We start from the raw sequence: 15,919 nt of genomic DNA on the forward strand, positions 1-15,919 counted from the left end.
GAACACATTATACCTTGATCATCGTGGGATGTCACTGCGGCTGCCCCCGATAATCTCGCTTCCTCTCAGAAGAAGCCTCCAGGTACCCTTGATACAGCCAGATCGATGCCGTCAGCCAGCATGCACTGATGAAATATCCGCCCAGCACATCGCTGGGATAATGAACGCCCAAATAAATGCGGCTAATGCCGATCATTAGGATCAGACAAGCCCCGCCAACAATGACTGCGATCCTGCCCAATACATAGGGAATATGCTTCCAGACCAGGAAGACAATCGCCCCATAGAGACTGAAGGCGGCCATCGAGTGACCGCTGGGGAAGCTGAAGCCCGTCTCCTCGATAAGTCTATGCAGTGAAGGCCGCTCCCGGCGAAATAGCTGCTTCAGCAACAGGTTGAGCAGTGCCGACCCGGATACGATAACGATCAGAAACGCGAGTTCACTGCGATGATGCAGCACAAAATAGAGGAAAATCAGCGTTAGCAACAAAATAACGATAACAGGAAGCTGGCTGCCAATCCATGTGAACAGCTTCATTACTTTCGTCAGAGAGTCCGATTCCTGCCCCTGCACCCAAGAAATTATCGTATGATCAAAATGATGAAGCTGTGCTCCACCGATCCAATAAGCGATCATTCCAAATCCGGCCAAGCATAATAAGCTGAACAGGAATAGATATGAAAATGTAAGTTTAATATTCATAGCTGCCACACCGCCTGAACTATCAAAGGTATCCCTTAGTATCGGTCACGCGGGATGATCTATTCCGGATATTATCCGACAAAAACAAGAAACCCTTATGGAATAAGGATTTCTTGTCGTGGCTATTTATTATATAGCAATCGATCTTAGTCTTCAAGCTCAACGTTGTGATACACCTGCTGCACATCCTCCAGGTCTTCAAGCGCGTCCACCAGCTTCTCGAACTGAGCTTGCCCATCTTCAGGCAAGGTTACATAGTTCTGAGCGATCATGCTTAATTCCGCGATGGTAAATTCCGTTACCCCTGCTGCATTAAACGCATCCTGCACAGCCTGGAATTGATCCGGCTCGGCATATACGATGACCGATTCATCTTCTTCAAGAATGTCGCGAACATCCACATCCGCTTCCATCAGCAATTCGAGCACTTCATCCGAAGTTTTACCCTCTACCCCGAATACCGCCGCAGAATCAAACATATAAGCAACAGAACCGCTGACTCCCATATTACCGCCATTTTTATTAAAAGCGGCGCGTACAGCAGACGCCGTCCGGTTCACATTGTTCGTCAGCGCATCGACGATAATCATCGAACCGTTCGGACCAAAGCCTTCATAACGAAGATCATTGTACACTTCGTCTGCGCTGCCTTTTGCCTTGTCCAACGCACGGTCAATAATTGCCTTAGGCACATTATAAGTTTTCGCACGTTCAAGAACGACCTTCAACGCACGGTTCGATTCGGGATCCGGCTCGCCCTTCTTAGCTGCCACATAAATTTCTACGCCAAATTTAGCATAAACCCGGCTTGTATTTGCATCTTTTGAAGCTTTCTTCTCTTTAATATTATTCCATTTACGTCCCATCTTGTTCACACCTCATTATTATTTATGTTGATTTATCGGGAACAAATGGCAGGTGGTGACGATTTATTGAGTATCAAGTTCATATTTTCAACCCCAAAGCATGATGATTACCCAGTTTATTATATATCGTACAGAAGCATGAAAACAAGCCGTTCAACATACTCTACGCGAATTCAGGCGGCTATTGGCGAATTCGTTCACACCATATTCAACTGTTCAAGCAGTACAATTGGCGTACTGCATCACCTCTGCACATGCATATGATCATCCGCTTCTTCCCATGGAACGCTGTATGCCTGTCCTTTGGCGCAGAAGATCGATGCGGAGGTATACTCCGGGTCTGCATTTTTATGATAACCGCGACTCTCAATGACCCTGTCGGCCTGATGACACGGCTGGTAACCGCCAAACTGCATGGACAGTGCCCCCTTCCCCTTTGAAAAGGAAGCCAGCTCAGCGCTATAGTTCATAAAGGTAGCTACCGGTGCTGTCCCGCTAATATATGCCTGATCTCCATGCGTCTCCGGGGGTTCCAATGAACCATGTGCTTGCCGGATATCCGACATCACCCGACCGATCAGATCCAAATCGACCTTGATCTTAAAGGCATAATAAGGTTCCAGCAGGATGTTCTCCGCTTGCTCCAGCCCTTGCCGCAGAGCTCGATGCGTCGCCTCGCGGAAATCTCCACCGCTCGTATGCTTGTTATGAGCACGTCCATTCAGCAAGGTCACAATCACATCCGTAAGCGGCGATCCGGTGAGCAGCCCGTGATGCTCACGCTCCAGCACATGCTGACCTACCAGATTCTGATAACCGGTACTTAGTTGATCGGGATGACACTTATTTTGGAACACGACCCCGCAATCTCGCGGCCCAGGCTCAAGCTTCAAATGAACCTCCGCATAGTGGCCCAGCGGCTCAAAATGGCCACAACCATATACCTCGCCGGCAATCGTCTCTTTATATAATATCTCCGGCGTACCGAAGGCGACCTTCAGCTTGAAGCGATCCATAACGACCTGCTCCAGTACTTCAAGCTGAATCGCGCCCATCACATGGATATGCAGTTCCTGCAGAGCTTCATCCCAGATAACATTTAACGAAGGGTCCTCGTCGCCCAGCATTTGAAAATAACGCAGCACCTCTCTGGCCGACAGCTCCGGATCGAACAGAACCTTGGATTTGAGCGCCGGCACGAGTTCATACCTGGCGCGCTGCTGCAGCTCCCCCAATCCGGCCCCAACCGCTGCTGCCGACAGCCCGGTTGCCGCGATCAGCTGGCCTGCTTCAGCTTCCTCGACCAGAGTAAACTTCTCGCCGTTATAAATACGTAGAGAGGTAACTTTCTCTTGCAGCTTTTCACCGCTGCCGCTCATATAATTCACTTCATCGCGAACCCTCAAATTCCCCGCCGTAATCTTCAGAAAGGTAAGCCTTGTTCCTTGCAGCTCATGGCGTATTTTATAGACTCTGGCAGCGAATGGAGCCTGCCGGTTGTATGCCGTGCCGGTCAGCAGCTCCAAATTATGAAGAAAATCATCTATGCCCCGATCCATTAGCGCTGAACCGGACATAACCGGGAACAGTTCGCTCTTCTGGATCAGCCTAGCCATCACGGCGACAACTGCATGATCATCGTAATCGCCCTCCAGGTAATCCTCCAGCAGCTGCTCATCGTGCTCGGCTACGGCAGCCACTAACTCCTCTTCGAGATGCGCAGCGCTTAATTGTCCATTCACTCTTACTATGTCCGGGGTTAACTGTCGATGAATTTGCTCCACAACCGCTTCTAGATCCGCACCCGTTCGATCCAATTTATTAACGAAGAACAAGGTTGGAATACCCTGCTTCCGCAGTAATTGCCAGACCGTCTCCGTATGTCCTTGAACCCCTTCCACTGCACTAAGGATTACAATGGCATAATCCATAACCTGCAGGGATCGTTCCATCTCTGCCGAGAAATCAACGTGTCCCGGCGTATCGATAAGACAATAGCCGGACCCTTCATAATTCATCATCGCCTGGTCAGCAAATATCGTAATGCCGCGCGCCTTCTCCAGTTCATGTGTATCGAGAAAAGAGTCCTGGTGATCCACCCGTCCCTTACTTTGTATGCTGCTTGTATGATAGAGCAGCTGCTCGGCAAATGTCGTCTTCCCTGCATCAACATGCGCCAGCAGCCCAATCGTCTTATTCATCGTCCTGATCAAAACCTACCACTTCCCATTGGCAAATCATCCGCTTTGGGCTCACAATGTGAATCAGAAAACAGACTCTCAACCTCGAATCTTGAATTTACGATAAATCAGCTTCCATACATAAAAATTCAACATCTTCTCCATGAACCCTCGATAATACCAAGCCTCTTGGTTCAAAGCCGTTTTTTGCATAAACCCGTCTGGCCCGCTCATTAAAGCTGGCTACCACCAGTCTGAACCTGCTCTGCCCGTGTTGCTGCTGTAACCACTGCAAGCCTGCCTGGAGGAACTCACTTCCGAGTCCTTGACCCGTCAGAGCAGGATCCATACCAAGGCCGATGTCCAGACGCTGCTCATCCATATAGAAACCGGCTGCATAACCGCCAGGCACCCTGGCAGACAGTCCAAAGCAGAAAAAACCAGCGATATGTCCGGCCTCGTCCGTCACCCCGAAATAATCACCGTTCATCAGCTCGGCCAACCCTTCTTCATCAGAGTCCATATTATAAAAATGATATGGCGCCGGATATTCCCATTGAGAGATAATCACAGCCGTATCCCTCGTCATTTCCTTAAACGTATAACGCATCCGCGCTTCCTCCTCTATGACTATGCCTCTCAATCTATTCGGGCAACCACTCTCGCTATTGCTGAATCGGCCTGAATAAGCATGGGCAATGCGATAATCTCAAATCGCCCCACGTTTAATAGTTGCTCTACGTTCGTTAGATTTTCCAGGATCAGGATATCATGCTGAAATAGCAATTTATGTACCTCAAAGGGATACTTATCAGGAGACGGCGTGTCCAGTCCAATCATTTTAACCTGCTTTCGCACGAGCAGCTCGGCAAATTCTCTAGTCAAAACCGGATATTTCGTAAAATACTCTTCTTGACCATAAACTTTACTATGGCCCGTATAGAGAACCACAATCTGCTGAGGCTCAATTAACGACTCATACTTCTCCTCATAATCGATGATCTCCTGTCCTGAGACATCCAGCAGGCAAGCTTCACCGATAAAATGCTGCAGCGGGAACTCGCTTAAATAACGCTGAACATCCAATAGGTGCATAGGACCATCAATATGGGTGCCTGCATGCATGTTAATATCCAGCTGATGATTGTTATAGTAATCCTGCCTGATATGTTTGGATTGCCGTAGTGATGTCTCCTGATCTCCGGGATATACAGGCAGACCGTTCTGTATTAAATGAGTCAGATCCATAAACATTTGCAAGCCCCCAGCTCTAATGAAAGTTATTATCTCTGCGCTCCCCTATCCAATCCCGTATCTCTTGTATGTTCCTTGCGGTCTCAGACTTGTCGATTGCAGTGCGGACTGCGCTGTATATAACGACCCAGGTAATAAATACCCCAAAGATCCATATTACGAATTCCAGCATCCTCTCACCTCCTGTAGACAGGTTTATTTATAATGGCTTGTATCCCCGTGCAGTTGAATCTCCCAATCATCCCCTTCAACAGAGACTTTACAGAGACATGCCGGATGGATGTAAGGAAGATCCCATAAATTTTGCAGCGGACGCTCCTCGAAGTAGGCCATCAACAGCTTAACTACCACGGTATGCGTTGCGATCAGAATGGACTTGCCTTCATGCTCGCGCACAATTTCCGTTAGCCTCTTATGAGCACGGTTAAATACCTCCTGATAGGTCTCGCTCCCGGCCACGCCAAATCTTCCCGGATCCTTCCAGAAGTATTCCATCTGATCCGGGTAGACAACCTCGATCTCCTCCTGGGTCATTCCTTCCCAGGCCCCCAGATTAATCTCTTTAAATTCATCCGTCTCGAAAATATCAATCTTTCTATCGGCTCTGATCAGTTCCGCTGTTCTCAGTGCTCTGGGACTTGAGCTGGCATAGATAACGTCGATAGGCTCGTTCTGCAGCGCCTCCCCAAGCCATTGGGCCTGCTGAACTCCTAATTCCGTTAATGGCGAATCCTGGTGTCCCTGCATCCGGTGCATCACATTCCATTCCGTCTGTCCATGTCTGACAATATTAATATGAGTTTTCATATAGTCCCACTCCTTAAGCAACATAGCTTTATATATGGTGCATTCTACTTGATTCCTTGCACAACAACAAGCACTGATTAAGATTAAAAAAGCCTGCGGATGCAGGCCTGATCGAAATCCACTCATATATCATTTCCACCAAAACAACCTTATACCTGCTGCAAAAACTTAACCATTTTATAACGGCCCGGTACGGCTTTGAATTGGAGACGGTCGCGATTAATCGTTAGCATAGGAAAATTCAATGAATCATTATTGGTGCGCATATATTCTACTCCCATGCTCACTGCAAGCTCTATAGCTTTTAGCTTAAGCGATAACCCGATCCTTTGGCCACGGTAATCTCGCCGAACACCTGTATACTCGTTATACATGCTATTCGCCGTCTCAAAGTGCAGCAAATGAGTAACTCCGATGAAATGACTCCCATCCATGGCTACCAGTATATTTTCAGGCCTGGATTCCGGCAGTTCCAGCGTCCACTTTCTCCATTCGAGAAAATCAAAATTCTCCGCTGATACCGGGGATATCCTGTGTCGTCTCTCTATAGAGCTCGTACAGCCTTTGTTCCCGGTCAGGATCATCGATGTCCGTCAAACGGAGAATGGGGTAACGGAGATTGATGCATTCGAACAGGCTCCTGTTGAATGAGTTCAGCTCCAGCACAGATTCGAAATGATGTCTCTCCTGTTCATAGCCATGCTCTCTGGCAAAAGCTATGGAGCTGTCCTGATTATCATGCACCTCATAATTCAGCTTGCTGGCGCCAACTTCATTAGCCCACTGTTCCAGCGCATTGTACAAAGCTGCGCCAATCCCTTGATGCCTATAATGAGGGTTCACAATAAGGCAATGATTCAGCTCGCCGGCTGCGGTCCATGGAGCCCTCCAGGATATACCGTATCCCATGATAGCTTCATCCTCATTCACAGCAACGATCCGCATACGATCATGACCGGTCAGCAGTCCCGATTCATTCTGCCCCAAAGTCCCCATTTCAGGAATCTTCGAATCCTCCGAGGCCAAATTGTCGGCATGAGTCTCCTCAGAGAGTAAGTAATTCAGCAAATCGGCAATCTCGGCATAATCGCCCGGGGGTTGCATTTTTCGAACGGTAAAGTTCATTCCTTCACTCCTTATAGGGTTATATAACCATTTTCAACCAGATACAGCAGAAAATCGAGGAAAAGAATGAATATAAACAACTAATCCACTTCAAAAATAGAATCCACAACGATAGGCAGATTATCTCTTACCGATACCGCCCCAAACACGGACCTGGCATGCTGTCCCCGCTCTTTAAACAATTCATACATCAGATCGGAAAATCCGTTAAGCACCTTATGATGCTCCTCGAAGGTCAGCGTCGCGTTGACAAAGCCCTGTACCTTCACTACTCTTTTCACCCGATCCAGGCTGCCTAGCGCTTCTTTTACCACGGCCAACACCTCAATTCCGGCCTCCCGGGCATACCGATAGCCTTCCTCCGTCGTAAAATCACTGCCCAGCTTGCCCTCCGGGCTCGAACCGGGACCCTTGCCGGACACGAACATAAGCCCATTTACGATCACGTAGTTGGCATATTTCGCAGCCGGATTACTTGCCTCCGGCAGTATAATTCCTAATTCATGTAACCTCTCATCTACAGCTCCGATATAAATCCCTCACCCTCCTGCTTCAAATTGCCTGCCTTCATGATTTCCCTCATCATGAACCCGGCAAATTCAGCTAACAGCCCTCGATCAGGCTTTAGCTTCAAGCTATCTTTGCCTTTATATTCAGCAAGGCATTTCCCGATCAAATCTCTGTATTGAGCCGGCAGCGCTTGAGCTCCCCATTCCCCGCCTTCCTGTTTGGAGGAGATCCTCCCCTCCTTCAAAAACAGCAAAACCCGGCATAAATTCAGCGTATAATACACCGGATTCTCTATGATGCCCCGCGGCGCGTCCTCAATGTCCGCTAGGATCGACTGAATATAATATCTGCTATCTATCGGTTTAAAGACTTCTTTGACCGGTTGGCCGAATAATGCAATTCCTCTGTAATAAGTAATCATGATATGAGCCGCTAAATCCGGATCTTCAAAGCCGCCGCATAAATAACTGCCATCCGATCGATATCTGTCCCTGTGAGCGGCGGAATAGTGAAATTCAAACGGTGTTGGATAAGTAAAGGGCGATAAGCAGGTTTGTAATATTACGCTAAGTTCAATTCCTGTGGCCCCATGGGGCAATGCGGATTCAATCTCAATCAGTCGCTTAGCTATTCTGCGGTAGTCATCAGCCGACTCGGGGTTGCGGAGCACCACCAGAAGATCCAGATCGCTCCTGTTCGGATTAAAGCATCCCATCGCCATAGATCCGTGTAAATACACACCAATTAGATTGCTCTCTGCTTCTTCCAGGAAAAGCTCAACGATTTGCTGCAATTCCATCTGCTTCATGTCCATCGAACAGCTCCTTCCTTACCTTGTAAGCACCCTTAGGAACCTATAAAGTATCGAATGATCTCCAAGTCTATCTCTTCTGCCTGCTCTTTGCCGAGCCTATCCTGATCACCGATTAAGAAACGCGATTTGTCCCGAATACTGGAGATTTGCTCATCGTTAAATATTTCAGCTTGTGCTGCGCCATGGACTTGTTATTGAAATATTTAAGCAGGTAATACCAATGGTTCATCAACTCGGCATGGCTCTCAAACACCATATAATGGGGACCACACAGCTTCCTTAGCAGTCTTTTGCAGCTGTTCTCGCTTGGGGAACAGCGCCTCCGGCAAAAAGGCTGTCCTCATCCTGCCCATCGCTTCAGCCTGACTGGCTGCGATGCCACCGGACATGCCTATGATCTTGATGACCTTCTCCGGTCTCATAATGGCATGATAGACTAATCACTAATCCTTCATAATGGTCAACAACGGCCACAATCTATCCCACTCTTTCCGCCCGACCCGTTCCAGATAATAAGCCTGATCCGCAAAAAACGGACTCCTTCTGACCACCATCTTGAACAAATCTTCCAGTCCATGTGGGGCACAAATTATGATTTGATCCTTCTCGTCAAGCATGGCTCCAACAGCTGTGGCCGTCTCAGGCCAGCGCTGTACCGCATCCAGCGTAGAAAGGTACGGAAGCTCACCATTACGAATGTGCATTCTGGCCTGGTTCTTCACCGACCATTTATCATTACCCGTGCTACACTTCAGTTCATCTTCTAACAGCTGGTCCCGTTCCTCTGATGTATTCTGTGGATCGAAATAGATCACATCGATGTCATTGTATGTAGCGCGGTTTCCGTATCCATGCAACCGATCCCAGACATAATTCCGAATGTACCCGGCCGCGATATAACTCTGAGGCAAATCCAGCCGCCGTATCAGCTTCAGATCTTTGATGATCTGTTCTTCCTCGCCTAAGAGCTGAATCAATCTCTTCTCTAGCATAGCGCTCCTCCTTGATTCATGATCACGAGTCTTCTTGTTCGATTCCATATATTGTAACATGGATGAACAGGTATGAGATACTGTGTAATGCCGGATTCATGAAGATCATAATCTAATATCAGCTGTCCTTTCCCGGGAGGCTTTCCCCTATCCAATAATGATCTGGAGATGTTAGATATGAATGATACCGTAGCTCGTTCTGAACGACGATTAAACCAACCCAATATCCTTGTTCTGTTGGTAGATGAAGAACGCTATCCTCCCCTTTACGAGAATCCGGAAATACGAGAGTGGAAAAGGCAGAATCTACTAGCCCAGCGATTTTTGAAACAACATAGTCTTGAGTTTCATCGGCATTATATCGGGAGTTCCGCATGCAGCCCGAGCCGCGCAACAATAATGACCGGCCATTATCCTTCTCTTCATGGGGTTACACAGACGAATGGTGTTGCCAAGAGTGCATTCGATGCAGATATGTTCTGGTTAGATCGAAATACCGTCCCAACGATGGGAGACTATTTTCGCGAGGCGGGGTATCAGACTTACTACAAAGGGAAATGGCATGTGTCTGACGAGGACATCACCGTTCCGGGAACTCATACAAGTGTGCCCAGCTATGATCCTGAAACAGGAGTACCTGATCCGCGAGGGGCACAATTGTATGAACGGGCGGAGCGGCTGAACGATTTCGGATTTCAGGTGGATTGGCCCTGAGCCCCATGGCAAAAATCCCCGGAACTCGGGCTCCTCTGCGGCAAATGGACTTAGCGGCCGCGACGTTGTCTACGCGGAGGAAGCGGTTCAATTAATTGAAACCTTGGACTGCCAGCAGAAAAGTGGTGTGAGTTCGCCACCCTGGCTGATTGTAACCTCATTTGTGAACCCCCATGATATCGTATTGTACGGTGCAATTACCGCCCATTTGCCTATGTTCCGCTTTGCGGTAGAAGAGACTCTGCCGGAAGTTGCCCCTTCACCCACTAATAATGAGCCGTTAAATACCAAGCCGCGCTGTCAGGCAAGCTACCGCGACATTTATCCGAAAGCCCTGCAACCGATCATTGATCAATCATTCTATCGAAGACTGTATTACCAACTTCAGAAAAATGCCGATCAGCAAATGCAAAAAGTGCTTGAAGTCCTTGTGCAATCGTCGTTCTATGACAATACGATCGTTATTTTCACCTCTGATCACGGGGATCTGCTGGGCTCGCATGGGCACCTCTATCAAAAATGGTATTGTGCCTATGAAGAATTTCTTCACGTTCCTCTGATGATACACAATAAGCATCTGTTCCCGCGGGCACAAGACAATCACTTTCTTACAAGCCATGTTGACCTTCTGCCCACCATGCTTGGCCTCATCGGAGCTGATGTTTCTGAAATACAACGGCGACTGCAAATCAGATTCAGCGAAGCCAAACCGCTAGCAGGACGCAATCTGGCTGGCCTCGTATTGAATCAGAACGGCGAAGTCATCGCAGATGAGCCGATCTACTTCATGACCGATGATGATGTCACGCGAGGGCAGCGACAGTTAAATCCGCTTGGCAAGCCTTATCCTGCTGTGGTACAGCCAAATCATATTGAAACCGTTATGATGACTTTGGAGAATAACGGCAAGAAGGAGCTTTGGAAGTTGTCGCATTATTTTGATAATGTCCAGTTCTGGAGTGATCCAGGGGTAAGGGACGTGATCTTGACTTCACAGCTAAGCGGCAATTTGGCCAAAGATTGTCCCTCGGAATGCAGTTTACAAGTCAAAACCGTGCCGGAGCAGGATGAATACGAGCTATACAATATTACTCAAGATCCATGGGAAGCGATAAACTGGGCGCATCCTGCATTTGCAACACCTTATAGCAAGCGCGTGCAGCTAACCATGATGCAGCTGCTGGATGAACAGCGTAGACTGAAGCGCCTTTATCCCTCCCAGTCGGGTGTATCCCGACAATAACAATGCTCCCACCATAAATAAAGTCCGGTCTCGGGACAGCTCCCGAAAACCGGACTTGGCGTTGCTTTATTTTACATACCAATAACCCTTAATCCCTTTCTCCAGCCGAACTAAAGCCTCCAAATAGAAGTAGTCGCCCCAGATCATATAATCATCAGGCGCACGATCCCCTCGTACATGATAGGAGCCATGCTTCAATAACCCTTCCGCCTCCGGAATATCCGTCGTCGCATAATTCTCTACCAGCGCTCTCATGGTACGACCCAGAGCTTCCTCGAAGCCTTGACGGCTGGAGTCCTCCTCCGCAATCCATTCCAGCAGCTCCAGCAAACCGCACGCGGTGATCGCCGAGGCCGAGCTGTCTCGCGGCGTGCCGGCTTCAACCGGAACATCAAAGTCCCAATACACCACATTATCCTCAGGCATATGCTCGATGAAGTATTTTGCGAGACGCTTCGACGTTTCCAAGAAAGGCTCGTGCTTCGTATAACGATAGGCCAAGGCAAAGCCGTAAATCCCCCAGGCTTGGCCACGCGTCCAGGTTGAACCATCCTCATAACCTTGATGTGTCCCCCCGCGAATCGCATTTCCGTTAGCCCGATCGAAATAAAAAGTATGATAGGATGAGCCATCACCACGAACGAGGAATTTCTGGCTGGCCAACGCATGCCGCATCGCGACATCATAATATTTCTGATTCTGGGTTTGCTCGTATGCCCAGAACAGCAGCGGAAGATTCAGCAGACAATCGATGATTATCCGCCCCCCATTTTCCGGATCATCCTCAAGACCCCAAGCCTGAATGATCCCGATTTGGGGCCGCCAGCGCTCCAATAATACATCCGCCGCTTGAAGCGCTACTTCCTTCGCTTCGCTGCTTCCCGTGACACGCCATTGCGCCACCGCCGACAAAGAATATAGAAATCCGATATCATGATGATCGAGAGCGACATGCCGCTCCAGCCGATCCTTGAAATTGGCCAGATAGGCTTCTGCCGATTCTTTGTAAAATGGATCCTGCCCATATTCATAGGCAAGCCACATCATACCGATGTAAAATCCCTCGATCCAATCATTATTTTCTCCCCATTCATAGCGTTGTCCCTCTATGATATGAGGCAGCACGCCCGGATGCTTGACGATATTTTGTCTCAGCTTAACCAGTGCGTCCGCAATTGCTGCGTTCCACATTGTTCCTCATCTCCCCAGATTTATTTTATCCATTCCAGGATGTGTATTCGCTCGGCGTCATGCCGATTTCCCGTTTAAATAATTTAATAAAATAGCTTTTATTCGCGTAGCCCAAATAGTCCGAGATCTCCTCGATCGTCTTGCTGGATTGCTCCAACAGCTGCTTCGCCTTCTGCAGCTTCACCATGTTGACGTATTCGATAAAGTTCTGATTGGTCTCGCGTTTGAATAAGCGACTGAAGTAACTGGAATTCAAATTCAGATAAGCGGCCATGTCCTCCAGCGTTAATTTCTCAGTCACATGCTGGATGACGTATTGCTGTGCGCGAATGACCTCCGTTCGTTTGGAACGGATCGACAGAATGCTTAATTTTCTGGACAGCTTCAGTAAATATTCCATAATCCAGCTCTTCAGATGCTCCATCGAGTGAATACTGTTAACGACATCGTACAGCTTATCTTCAGATAGACTCGGTTGAGCCCGAAGCGTCACCATCGTCTTCATCTGGAGCTCCATGAGCAGCTGCAGCACCCATTCCTTCACATTCGCCGGATGGAAGCGATGATCCTCAACCCATCGTGCCCATTCGTCGATAATGTTCTTCAATTGCTCCTGCAGATTCAGCGCCAGACTATCGTTTATTTTCGAGAAAAAGGCGGCGTACTCCCCATACATATCCTCCGTTGAGAATACAGCCTTCTCATACCGATGCAGCTCATTTTCCCTTAAATAGAAGCGCTGACTGCCATCATTCAGCATCGGCAGCAAGATGCGGCGCAGCTCTTCCGGCGTGTCTCCCTGGCGACCCAGCAGGCAAGTGACCGAGATCTTCACATACTGCTTGATCGCTTGAATCGCCTTGGGTATAGAGTAGTATAACAGCTGCTGCTCCTTGGTAGGATTTTCACAGCAGACGAGAATGACCAGTTCATGCTGACTATAGCGGAAAATAACACTGCGGTGCATCGCATCCAATACTTCCTGCAGGACATTTTCCACCGCAAACACCATCGTATGATCGTTCATTTGGCGGGTACGAATCATATCGGACATGCGATCCACGCTTATTACCAGCGGAACATAGTGCTTGGCATCGAGCATTAACCCGTTGAGCTTCGCTTGCTTGAGCCAGGCTTCCTTCGTCCAGGAAAGCTGATATAACGTATCCTTCAGGAAATTCTCCTTGAGGGCTGAGCGATTCATCGCTTCGATCTGCATATATCGCAGCGCCTCCGCGGTCTGTTTTCTCTCCTTGCTCAGATCTGCTGATATATGGCTGAGCAGCTGCTGCAGCTGTTCCACATTCAGGCTCTCCTTCAGGATATAATCGCTCGCTTTCAGCTTCATCGCTTGCTGAGCATAGGCGAATTCATTATGGCAGGACAGAATGACCGACCGAAGCTGCGGATTCACTGTACAGAACTTCTCCAGCATCTCAAGACCATTCATCTTGGGCATCCCGATATCGGTAATAACGATGTCCGGCCATCTCCTCTGCGATCCCTCCCAGGCCTCGAGGCCATTCGAATAACAGCCCATCAACTCGATATCAAGCTCTGCCCATGCCACATTCTCGGAAAGATAGCGCAGCACCGGATAGTCATCATCCACCAGAATCGCTGTCAACATGCGGCTCACCTCGCTTTAGTCTCATACGGAAATTGAATGACGATAACCGTCCCAACATCCTCTTCACTTTGCAGTTCCGTATATACCTTCCCGCCATAAATCAGGCGCAATCGCTGAAATACATTCAGTACCCCGATTCCGGAGAAGCCCTGTCCTGGCCCCTCCTTGACATCGCCTTGATCCTTATTCATTTTGGCGTGCAGCTCTTCCAGCCTCGACTTGCTCATGCCCGCCCCATTATCACGAACGGTAATTTTGATATCCCTGCTGCCTTGCTGCTCTATAAGTTCCGCCTCAATGAAAATATCCCCATCAAATTGCTCAAAACCATGGATGATTGCGTTTTCAATAAAAGGCTGAATCATAAATCTTGGCACGAGCGCCCGTTCACAGCCTGGATTCAAGCTCACATCCAGCCGGACCTGATTGGCATGACGGAAATTCATTAACCGGGTATAGTGCCCGATCGTATCGATCTCCTCCTGCAGCGTGATGAACTCATTATCACGGTTAATGGTCATGCGCAGCAGAGACGACAGCGATTCAATCAGTTCGGCATTCTCCCGATCCCCCCGGCTCAGAATATTAAAGCGGATGGAATTGAGCAGGTTGAACATAAAATGCGGGTTAATCTGGGCCTGCAGCATCTCAAGCTCTGCCTTGCGTTTTCCGGCCTGCTCGATCGTGATTTGATCCACCATGGACTCAATCCGATCCAGCATGTTATCAATCGTTCGGGCCAGCAAGGTTACTTCATTATGCCCACGGATTCCGGAGCGCATATCCAGTCTGCCCCGCCCGATATGAGTAATAAAGCGGCTTAAATCACGAATTGGCCTCGTAAAGGTTGCTATCAATACCGTCAATAAAATACAGAAAATAGTGAAAAACAAAGCCTGAAGAACAAAGCTGATCAATAAGATTTGTCTGTTCTTGGAAATGGCCGATGATAACGGAATGAGACTCACCAGCTTCCAGTCATTTGCATGAATAGACTGCTCGGCGTATACATATTTATCGCCATTAATATCAATTGTACGCTCATGCTCATCCTGGCTCCACCAGTCCATTCTGCTGCCGATAAGCGATCGGTCTGAATGGGACAGCACCGTCCCTTCTTCATTCAGCAGCATGATCTGTTGGTTTTGGCCCCTGTTTTTGGTGAGCAAGCTGTTGATTTTGCGCTCATTTACGCTAATCACAACATATCCGATGATACTATTGGATGAAGTTCGGATCGGACGGCCAATGGTGAGTACATAGGACTCCTTCTTCTCCACTCCATCATAATAATTGGGCTGCAGCCCCACCCAATAGGTGGAGAACGCCGGGGCATGATCCAATTTTTCAAACCATGGCTGACTAGATAGCTTATAAGGATTGTAATCGCTATACGAATAATTGGTATATGTAAAATCGTTCTTTCCCAGGATAGTCACATAAAAATCATCATACTGACGCAACAATTCATCCAGCATGCGGATCAGCCTGCTGTAATTTAGATGATAGTCGTCTTTCTCCTCCGGCGACCCCTTTTTCTTCTGGCCCCACTGAATCTGCTGCCTGATCTCCGAATTCATAAGAGCCACATTGGATATCTCCAGGGTCTGGTCCAATACGCTGTTTACTTCTGATTGAATGGCCCGCAATCCATCTTCGGAGCTGGCGACCGCACGCTCCAGAAGCAGATCCTTCGTCAAATAATTGGTCATCAGATAAATGCCGGCGAGCGGTAGAAGAAAACAAAGCAAGGCCGACCAAATCAATTTTCTGCGCAAAGAGAAATTAAACCTATTCATAATTTACAGGCCCCACATCTTAGATGAATTGGTATAAGGGAAAACATAACGTTTTCCCTTATACCATCATTGTATAGCCCTGCTATTAGGA

16 protein-coding genes and 1 pseudogene are annotated in these 15,919 nt (G+C 48.2%); 1 reads left to right on the forward strand and 16 read right to left on the reverse strand.

What is annotated here, in order from left to right; genetic code table 11:
• Positions 1 to 31 precede the first annotated feature (31 nt).
• From BN1360_RS19045 to BN1360_RS19100, 13 genes are all read right to left on the reverse strand, one after another.
• Positions 32 to 703 (reverse strand): phosphatase PAP2 family protein, encoded by a 672-nt coding sequence (locus BN1360_RS19045; protein WP_068781400.1) that lies wholly within the window; start codon positions 701 to 703, stop codon positions 32 to 34.
• A 146-nt stretch (positions 704 to 849) separates the two neighbouring features.
• Complete coding sequence (locus BN1360_RS19050; RefSeq protein WP_068781401.1) at positions 850 to 1,569, reverse strand: YebC/PmpR family DNA-binding transcriptional regulator; 720 nt, start codon at positions 1,567 to 1,569, stop codon at positions 850 to 852.
• A gap of 242 nt (positions 1,570 to 1,811) precedes the next feature.
• The gene (locus BN1360_RS19055) at positions 1,812 to 3,770 is read right to left on the reverse strand and encodes a GTP-binding protein (RefSeq protein ID WP_068781520.1); all 1,959 of its coding nucleotides are present in this window, start codon (positions 3,768 to 3,770) and stop codon (positions 1,812 to 1,814) included.
• Between the two features lie 97 nt (positions 3,771 to 3,867).
• On the reverse strand, positions 3,868 to 4,359 hold the full coding sequence (locus BN1360_RS19060; RefSeq protein WP_068781402.1) for a GNAT family N-acetyltransferase: 492 nt from the start codon (positions 4,357 to 4,359) through the stop codon (positions 3,868 to 3,870).
• A 29-nt stretch (positions 4,360 to 4,388) separates the two neighbouring features.
• Complete coding sequence (locus BN1360_RS19065) at positions 4,389 to 5,003, reverse strand: cyclase family protein (protein ID WP_068781403.1); 615 nt, start codon at positions 5,001 to 5,003, stop codon at positions 4,389 to 4,391.
• Between the two features lie 16 nt (positions 5,004 to 5,019).
• Complete coding sequence (locus BN1360_RS19070) at positions 5,020 to 5,175, reverse strand: hypothetical protein (protein ID WP_157259355.1); 156 nt, start codon at positions 5,173 to 5,175, stop codon at positions 5,020 to 5,022.
• Positions 5,176 to 5,198: 23 nt separating this feature from the next.
• Positions 5,199 to 5,810 carry a histidine phosphatase family protein gene (locus BN1360_RS19075; protein ID WP_068781404.1) on the reverse strand — a complete coding sequence of 204 codons (612 nt, stop codon included), beginning with the start codon at positions 5,808 to 5,810 and terminating at the stop codon, positions 5,199 to 5,201.
• Positions 5,811 to 5,959: 149 nt separating this feature from the next.
• Positions 5,960 to 6,244: a hypothetical protein gene (locus BN1360_RS26030; RefSeq protein WP_229521049.1), complete on the reverse strand. Its 285-nt coding sequence runs from the start codon at positions 6,242 to 6,244 to the stop codon at positions 5,960 to 5,962.
• Between the two features lie 67 nt (positions 6,245 to 6,311).
• A complete protein-coding gene (locus BN1360_RS26035; RefSeq protein ID WP_229521050.1) occupies positions 6,312 to 6,935 on the reverse strand; it encodes a GNAT family N-acetyltransferase in 624 nt (207 codons plus the stop codon).
• Between the two features lie 80 nt (positions 6,936 to 7,015).
• Entirely contained in the window at positions 7,016 to 7,465 is a 450-nt protein-coding gene (locus tag BN1360_RS19085) for a RidA family protein (protein WP_068781405.1), read from the reverse strand.
• Positions 7,453 to 8,259, reverse strand: a complete 807-nt coding sequence (locus tag BN1360_RS19090) for an aminoglycoside adenylyltransferase domain-containing protein (protein WP_068781406.1) — start codon at positions 8,257 to 8,259, stop codon at positions 7,453 to 7,455. Before BN1360_RS19090 ends, BN1360_RS19085 begins: the two co-directional genes overlap by 13 nt.
• Positions 8,260 to 8,504: 245 nt before the next feature.
• Entirely contained in the window at positions 8,505 to 8,681 is a 177-nt protein-coding gene (locus BN1360_RS19095) for a hypothetical protein (protein ID WP_157259356.1), read from the reverse strand.
• A 21-nt stretch (positions 8,682 to 8,702) separates the two neighbouring features.
• Positions 8,703 to 9,251: a nucleotidyltransferase family protein gene (locus BN1360_RS19100; RefSeq protein WP_068781407.1), complete on the reverse strand. Its 549-nt coding sequence runs from the start codon at positions 9,249 to 9,251 to the stop codon at positions 8,703 to 8,705.
• A gap of 177 nt (positions 9,252 to 9,428) precedes the next feature.
• Between BN1360_RS19100 and BN1360_RS19105 the strand changes: the two are divergent.
• A pseudogene (locus tag BN1360_RS19105) lies at positions 9,429 to 11,208 on the forward strand (sulfatase family protein).
• A 66-nt stretch (positions 11,209 to 11,274) separates the two neighbouring features.
• Here the strand turns inward: BN1360_RS19105 and BN1360_RS19110 are convergent.
• From BN1360_RS19110 to BN1360_RS19120, 3 genes are read right to left on the reverse strand one after another with little or no spacing between them, the layout of a single operon-like run.
• Positions 11,275 to 12,399 carry a glycoside hydrolase family 88 protein gene (locus tag BN1360_RS19110; protein ID WP_068781408.1) on the reverse strand — a complete coding sequence of 375 codons (1,125 nt, stop codon included), beginning with the start codon at positions 12,397 to 12,399 and terminating at the stop codon, positions 11,275 to 11,277.
• 25 nt (positions 12,400 to 12,424) lie between these two features.
• Entirely contained in the window at positions 12,425 to 14,029 is a 1,605-nt protein-coding gene (locus BN1360_RS19115; protein WP_068781409.1) for a response regulator transcription factor, read from the reverse strand.
• Between the two features lie 5 nt (positions 14,030 to 14,034).
• Positions 14,035 to 15,828 carry a sensor histidine kinase gene (locus BN1360_RS19120; protein WP_068781410.1) on the reverse strand — a complete coding sequence of 598 codons (1,794 nt, stop codon included), beginning with the start codon at positions 15,826 to 15,828 and terminating at the stop codon, positions 14,035 to 14,037.
• Positions 15,829 to 15,919 lie beyond the last annotated feature (91 nt).

The organism is Paenibacillus sp. GM2 (assembly GCF_900069005.2).
GTDB lineage: Bacteria > Bacillota > Bacilli > Paenibacillales > Paenibacillaceae > Fontibacillus.

Bases quoted from the DNA above. Each gene is read 5' to 3' on its own strand.
- BN1360_RS19050 (WP_068781401.1), bottom strand. From the start codon at position 1,569: ATGGGACGTAAATGGAATAATATTAAAGAGAAGAAAGCTTCAAAAGAT.
- BN1360_RS19065 (WP_068781403.1), bottom strand. From the start codon at position 5,003: ATGTTTATGGATCTGACTCATTTAATACAGAACGGTCTGCCTGTATAT.
- BN1360_RS19100 (WP_068781407.1), bottom strand. From the start codon at position 9,251: ATGCTAGAGAAGAGATTGATTCAGCTCTTAGGCGAGGAAGAACAGATC.
- BN1360_RS19110 (WP_068781408.1), bottom strand. From the start codon at position 12,399: ATGTGGAACGCAGCAATTGCGGACGCACTGGTTAAGCTGAGACAAAAT.
- BN1360_RS19075 (WP_068781404.1), bottom strand. From the start codon at position 5,810: ATGAAAACTCATATTAATATTGTCAGACATGGACAGACGGAATGGAAT.
- BN1360_RS19095 (WP_157259356.1), bottom strand. From the start codon at position 8,681: ATGAGACCGGAGAAGGTCATCAAGATCATAGGCATGTCCGGTGGCATC.
- BN1360_RS19090 (WP_068781406.1), bottom strand. From the start codon at position 8,259: ATGGACATGAAGCAGATGGAATTGCAGCAAATCGTTGAGCTTTTCCTG.
- BN1360_RS19120 (WP_068781410.1), bottom strand. From the start codon at position 15,828: ATGAATAGGTTTAATTTCTCTTTGCGCAGAAAATTGATTTGGTCGGCC.
- BN1360_RS26030 (WP_229521049.1), bottom strand. From the start codon at position 6,244: ATGGATGGGAGTCATTTCATCGGAGTTACTCATTTGCTGCACTTTGAG.
- BN1360_RS19045 (WP_068781400.1), bottom strand. From the start codon at position 703: ATGAATATTAAACTTACATTTTCATATCTATTCCTGTTCAGCTTATTA.
- BN1360_RS19060 (WP_068781402.1), bottom strand. From the start codon at position 4,359: ATGCGTTATACGTTTAAGGAAATGACGAGGGATACGGCTGTGATTATC.
- BN1360_RS26035 (WP_229521050.1), bottom strand. From the start codon at position 6,935: ATGAACTTTACCGTTCGAAAAATGCAACCCCCGGGCGATTATGCCGAG.
- BN1360_RS19055 (WP_068781520.1), bottom strand. From the start codon at position 3,770: ATGAATAAGACGATTGGGCTGCTGGCGCATGTTGATGCAGGGAAGACG.
- BN1360_RS19070 (WP_157259355.1), bottom strand. From the start codon at position 5,175: ATGCTGGAATTCGTAATATGGATCTTTGGGGTATTTATTACCTGGGTC.
- BN1360_RS19115 (WP_068781409.1), bottom strand. From the start codon at position 14,029: ATGTTGACAGCGATTCTGGTGGATGATGACTATCCGGTGCTGCGCTAT.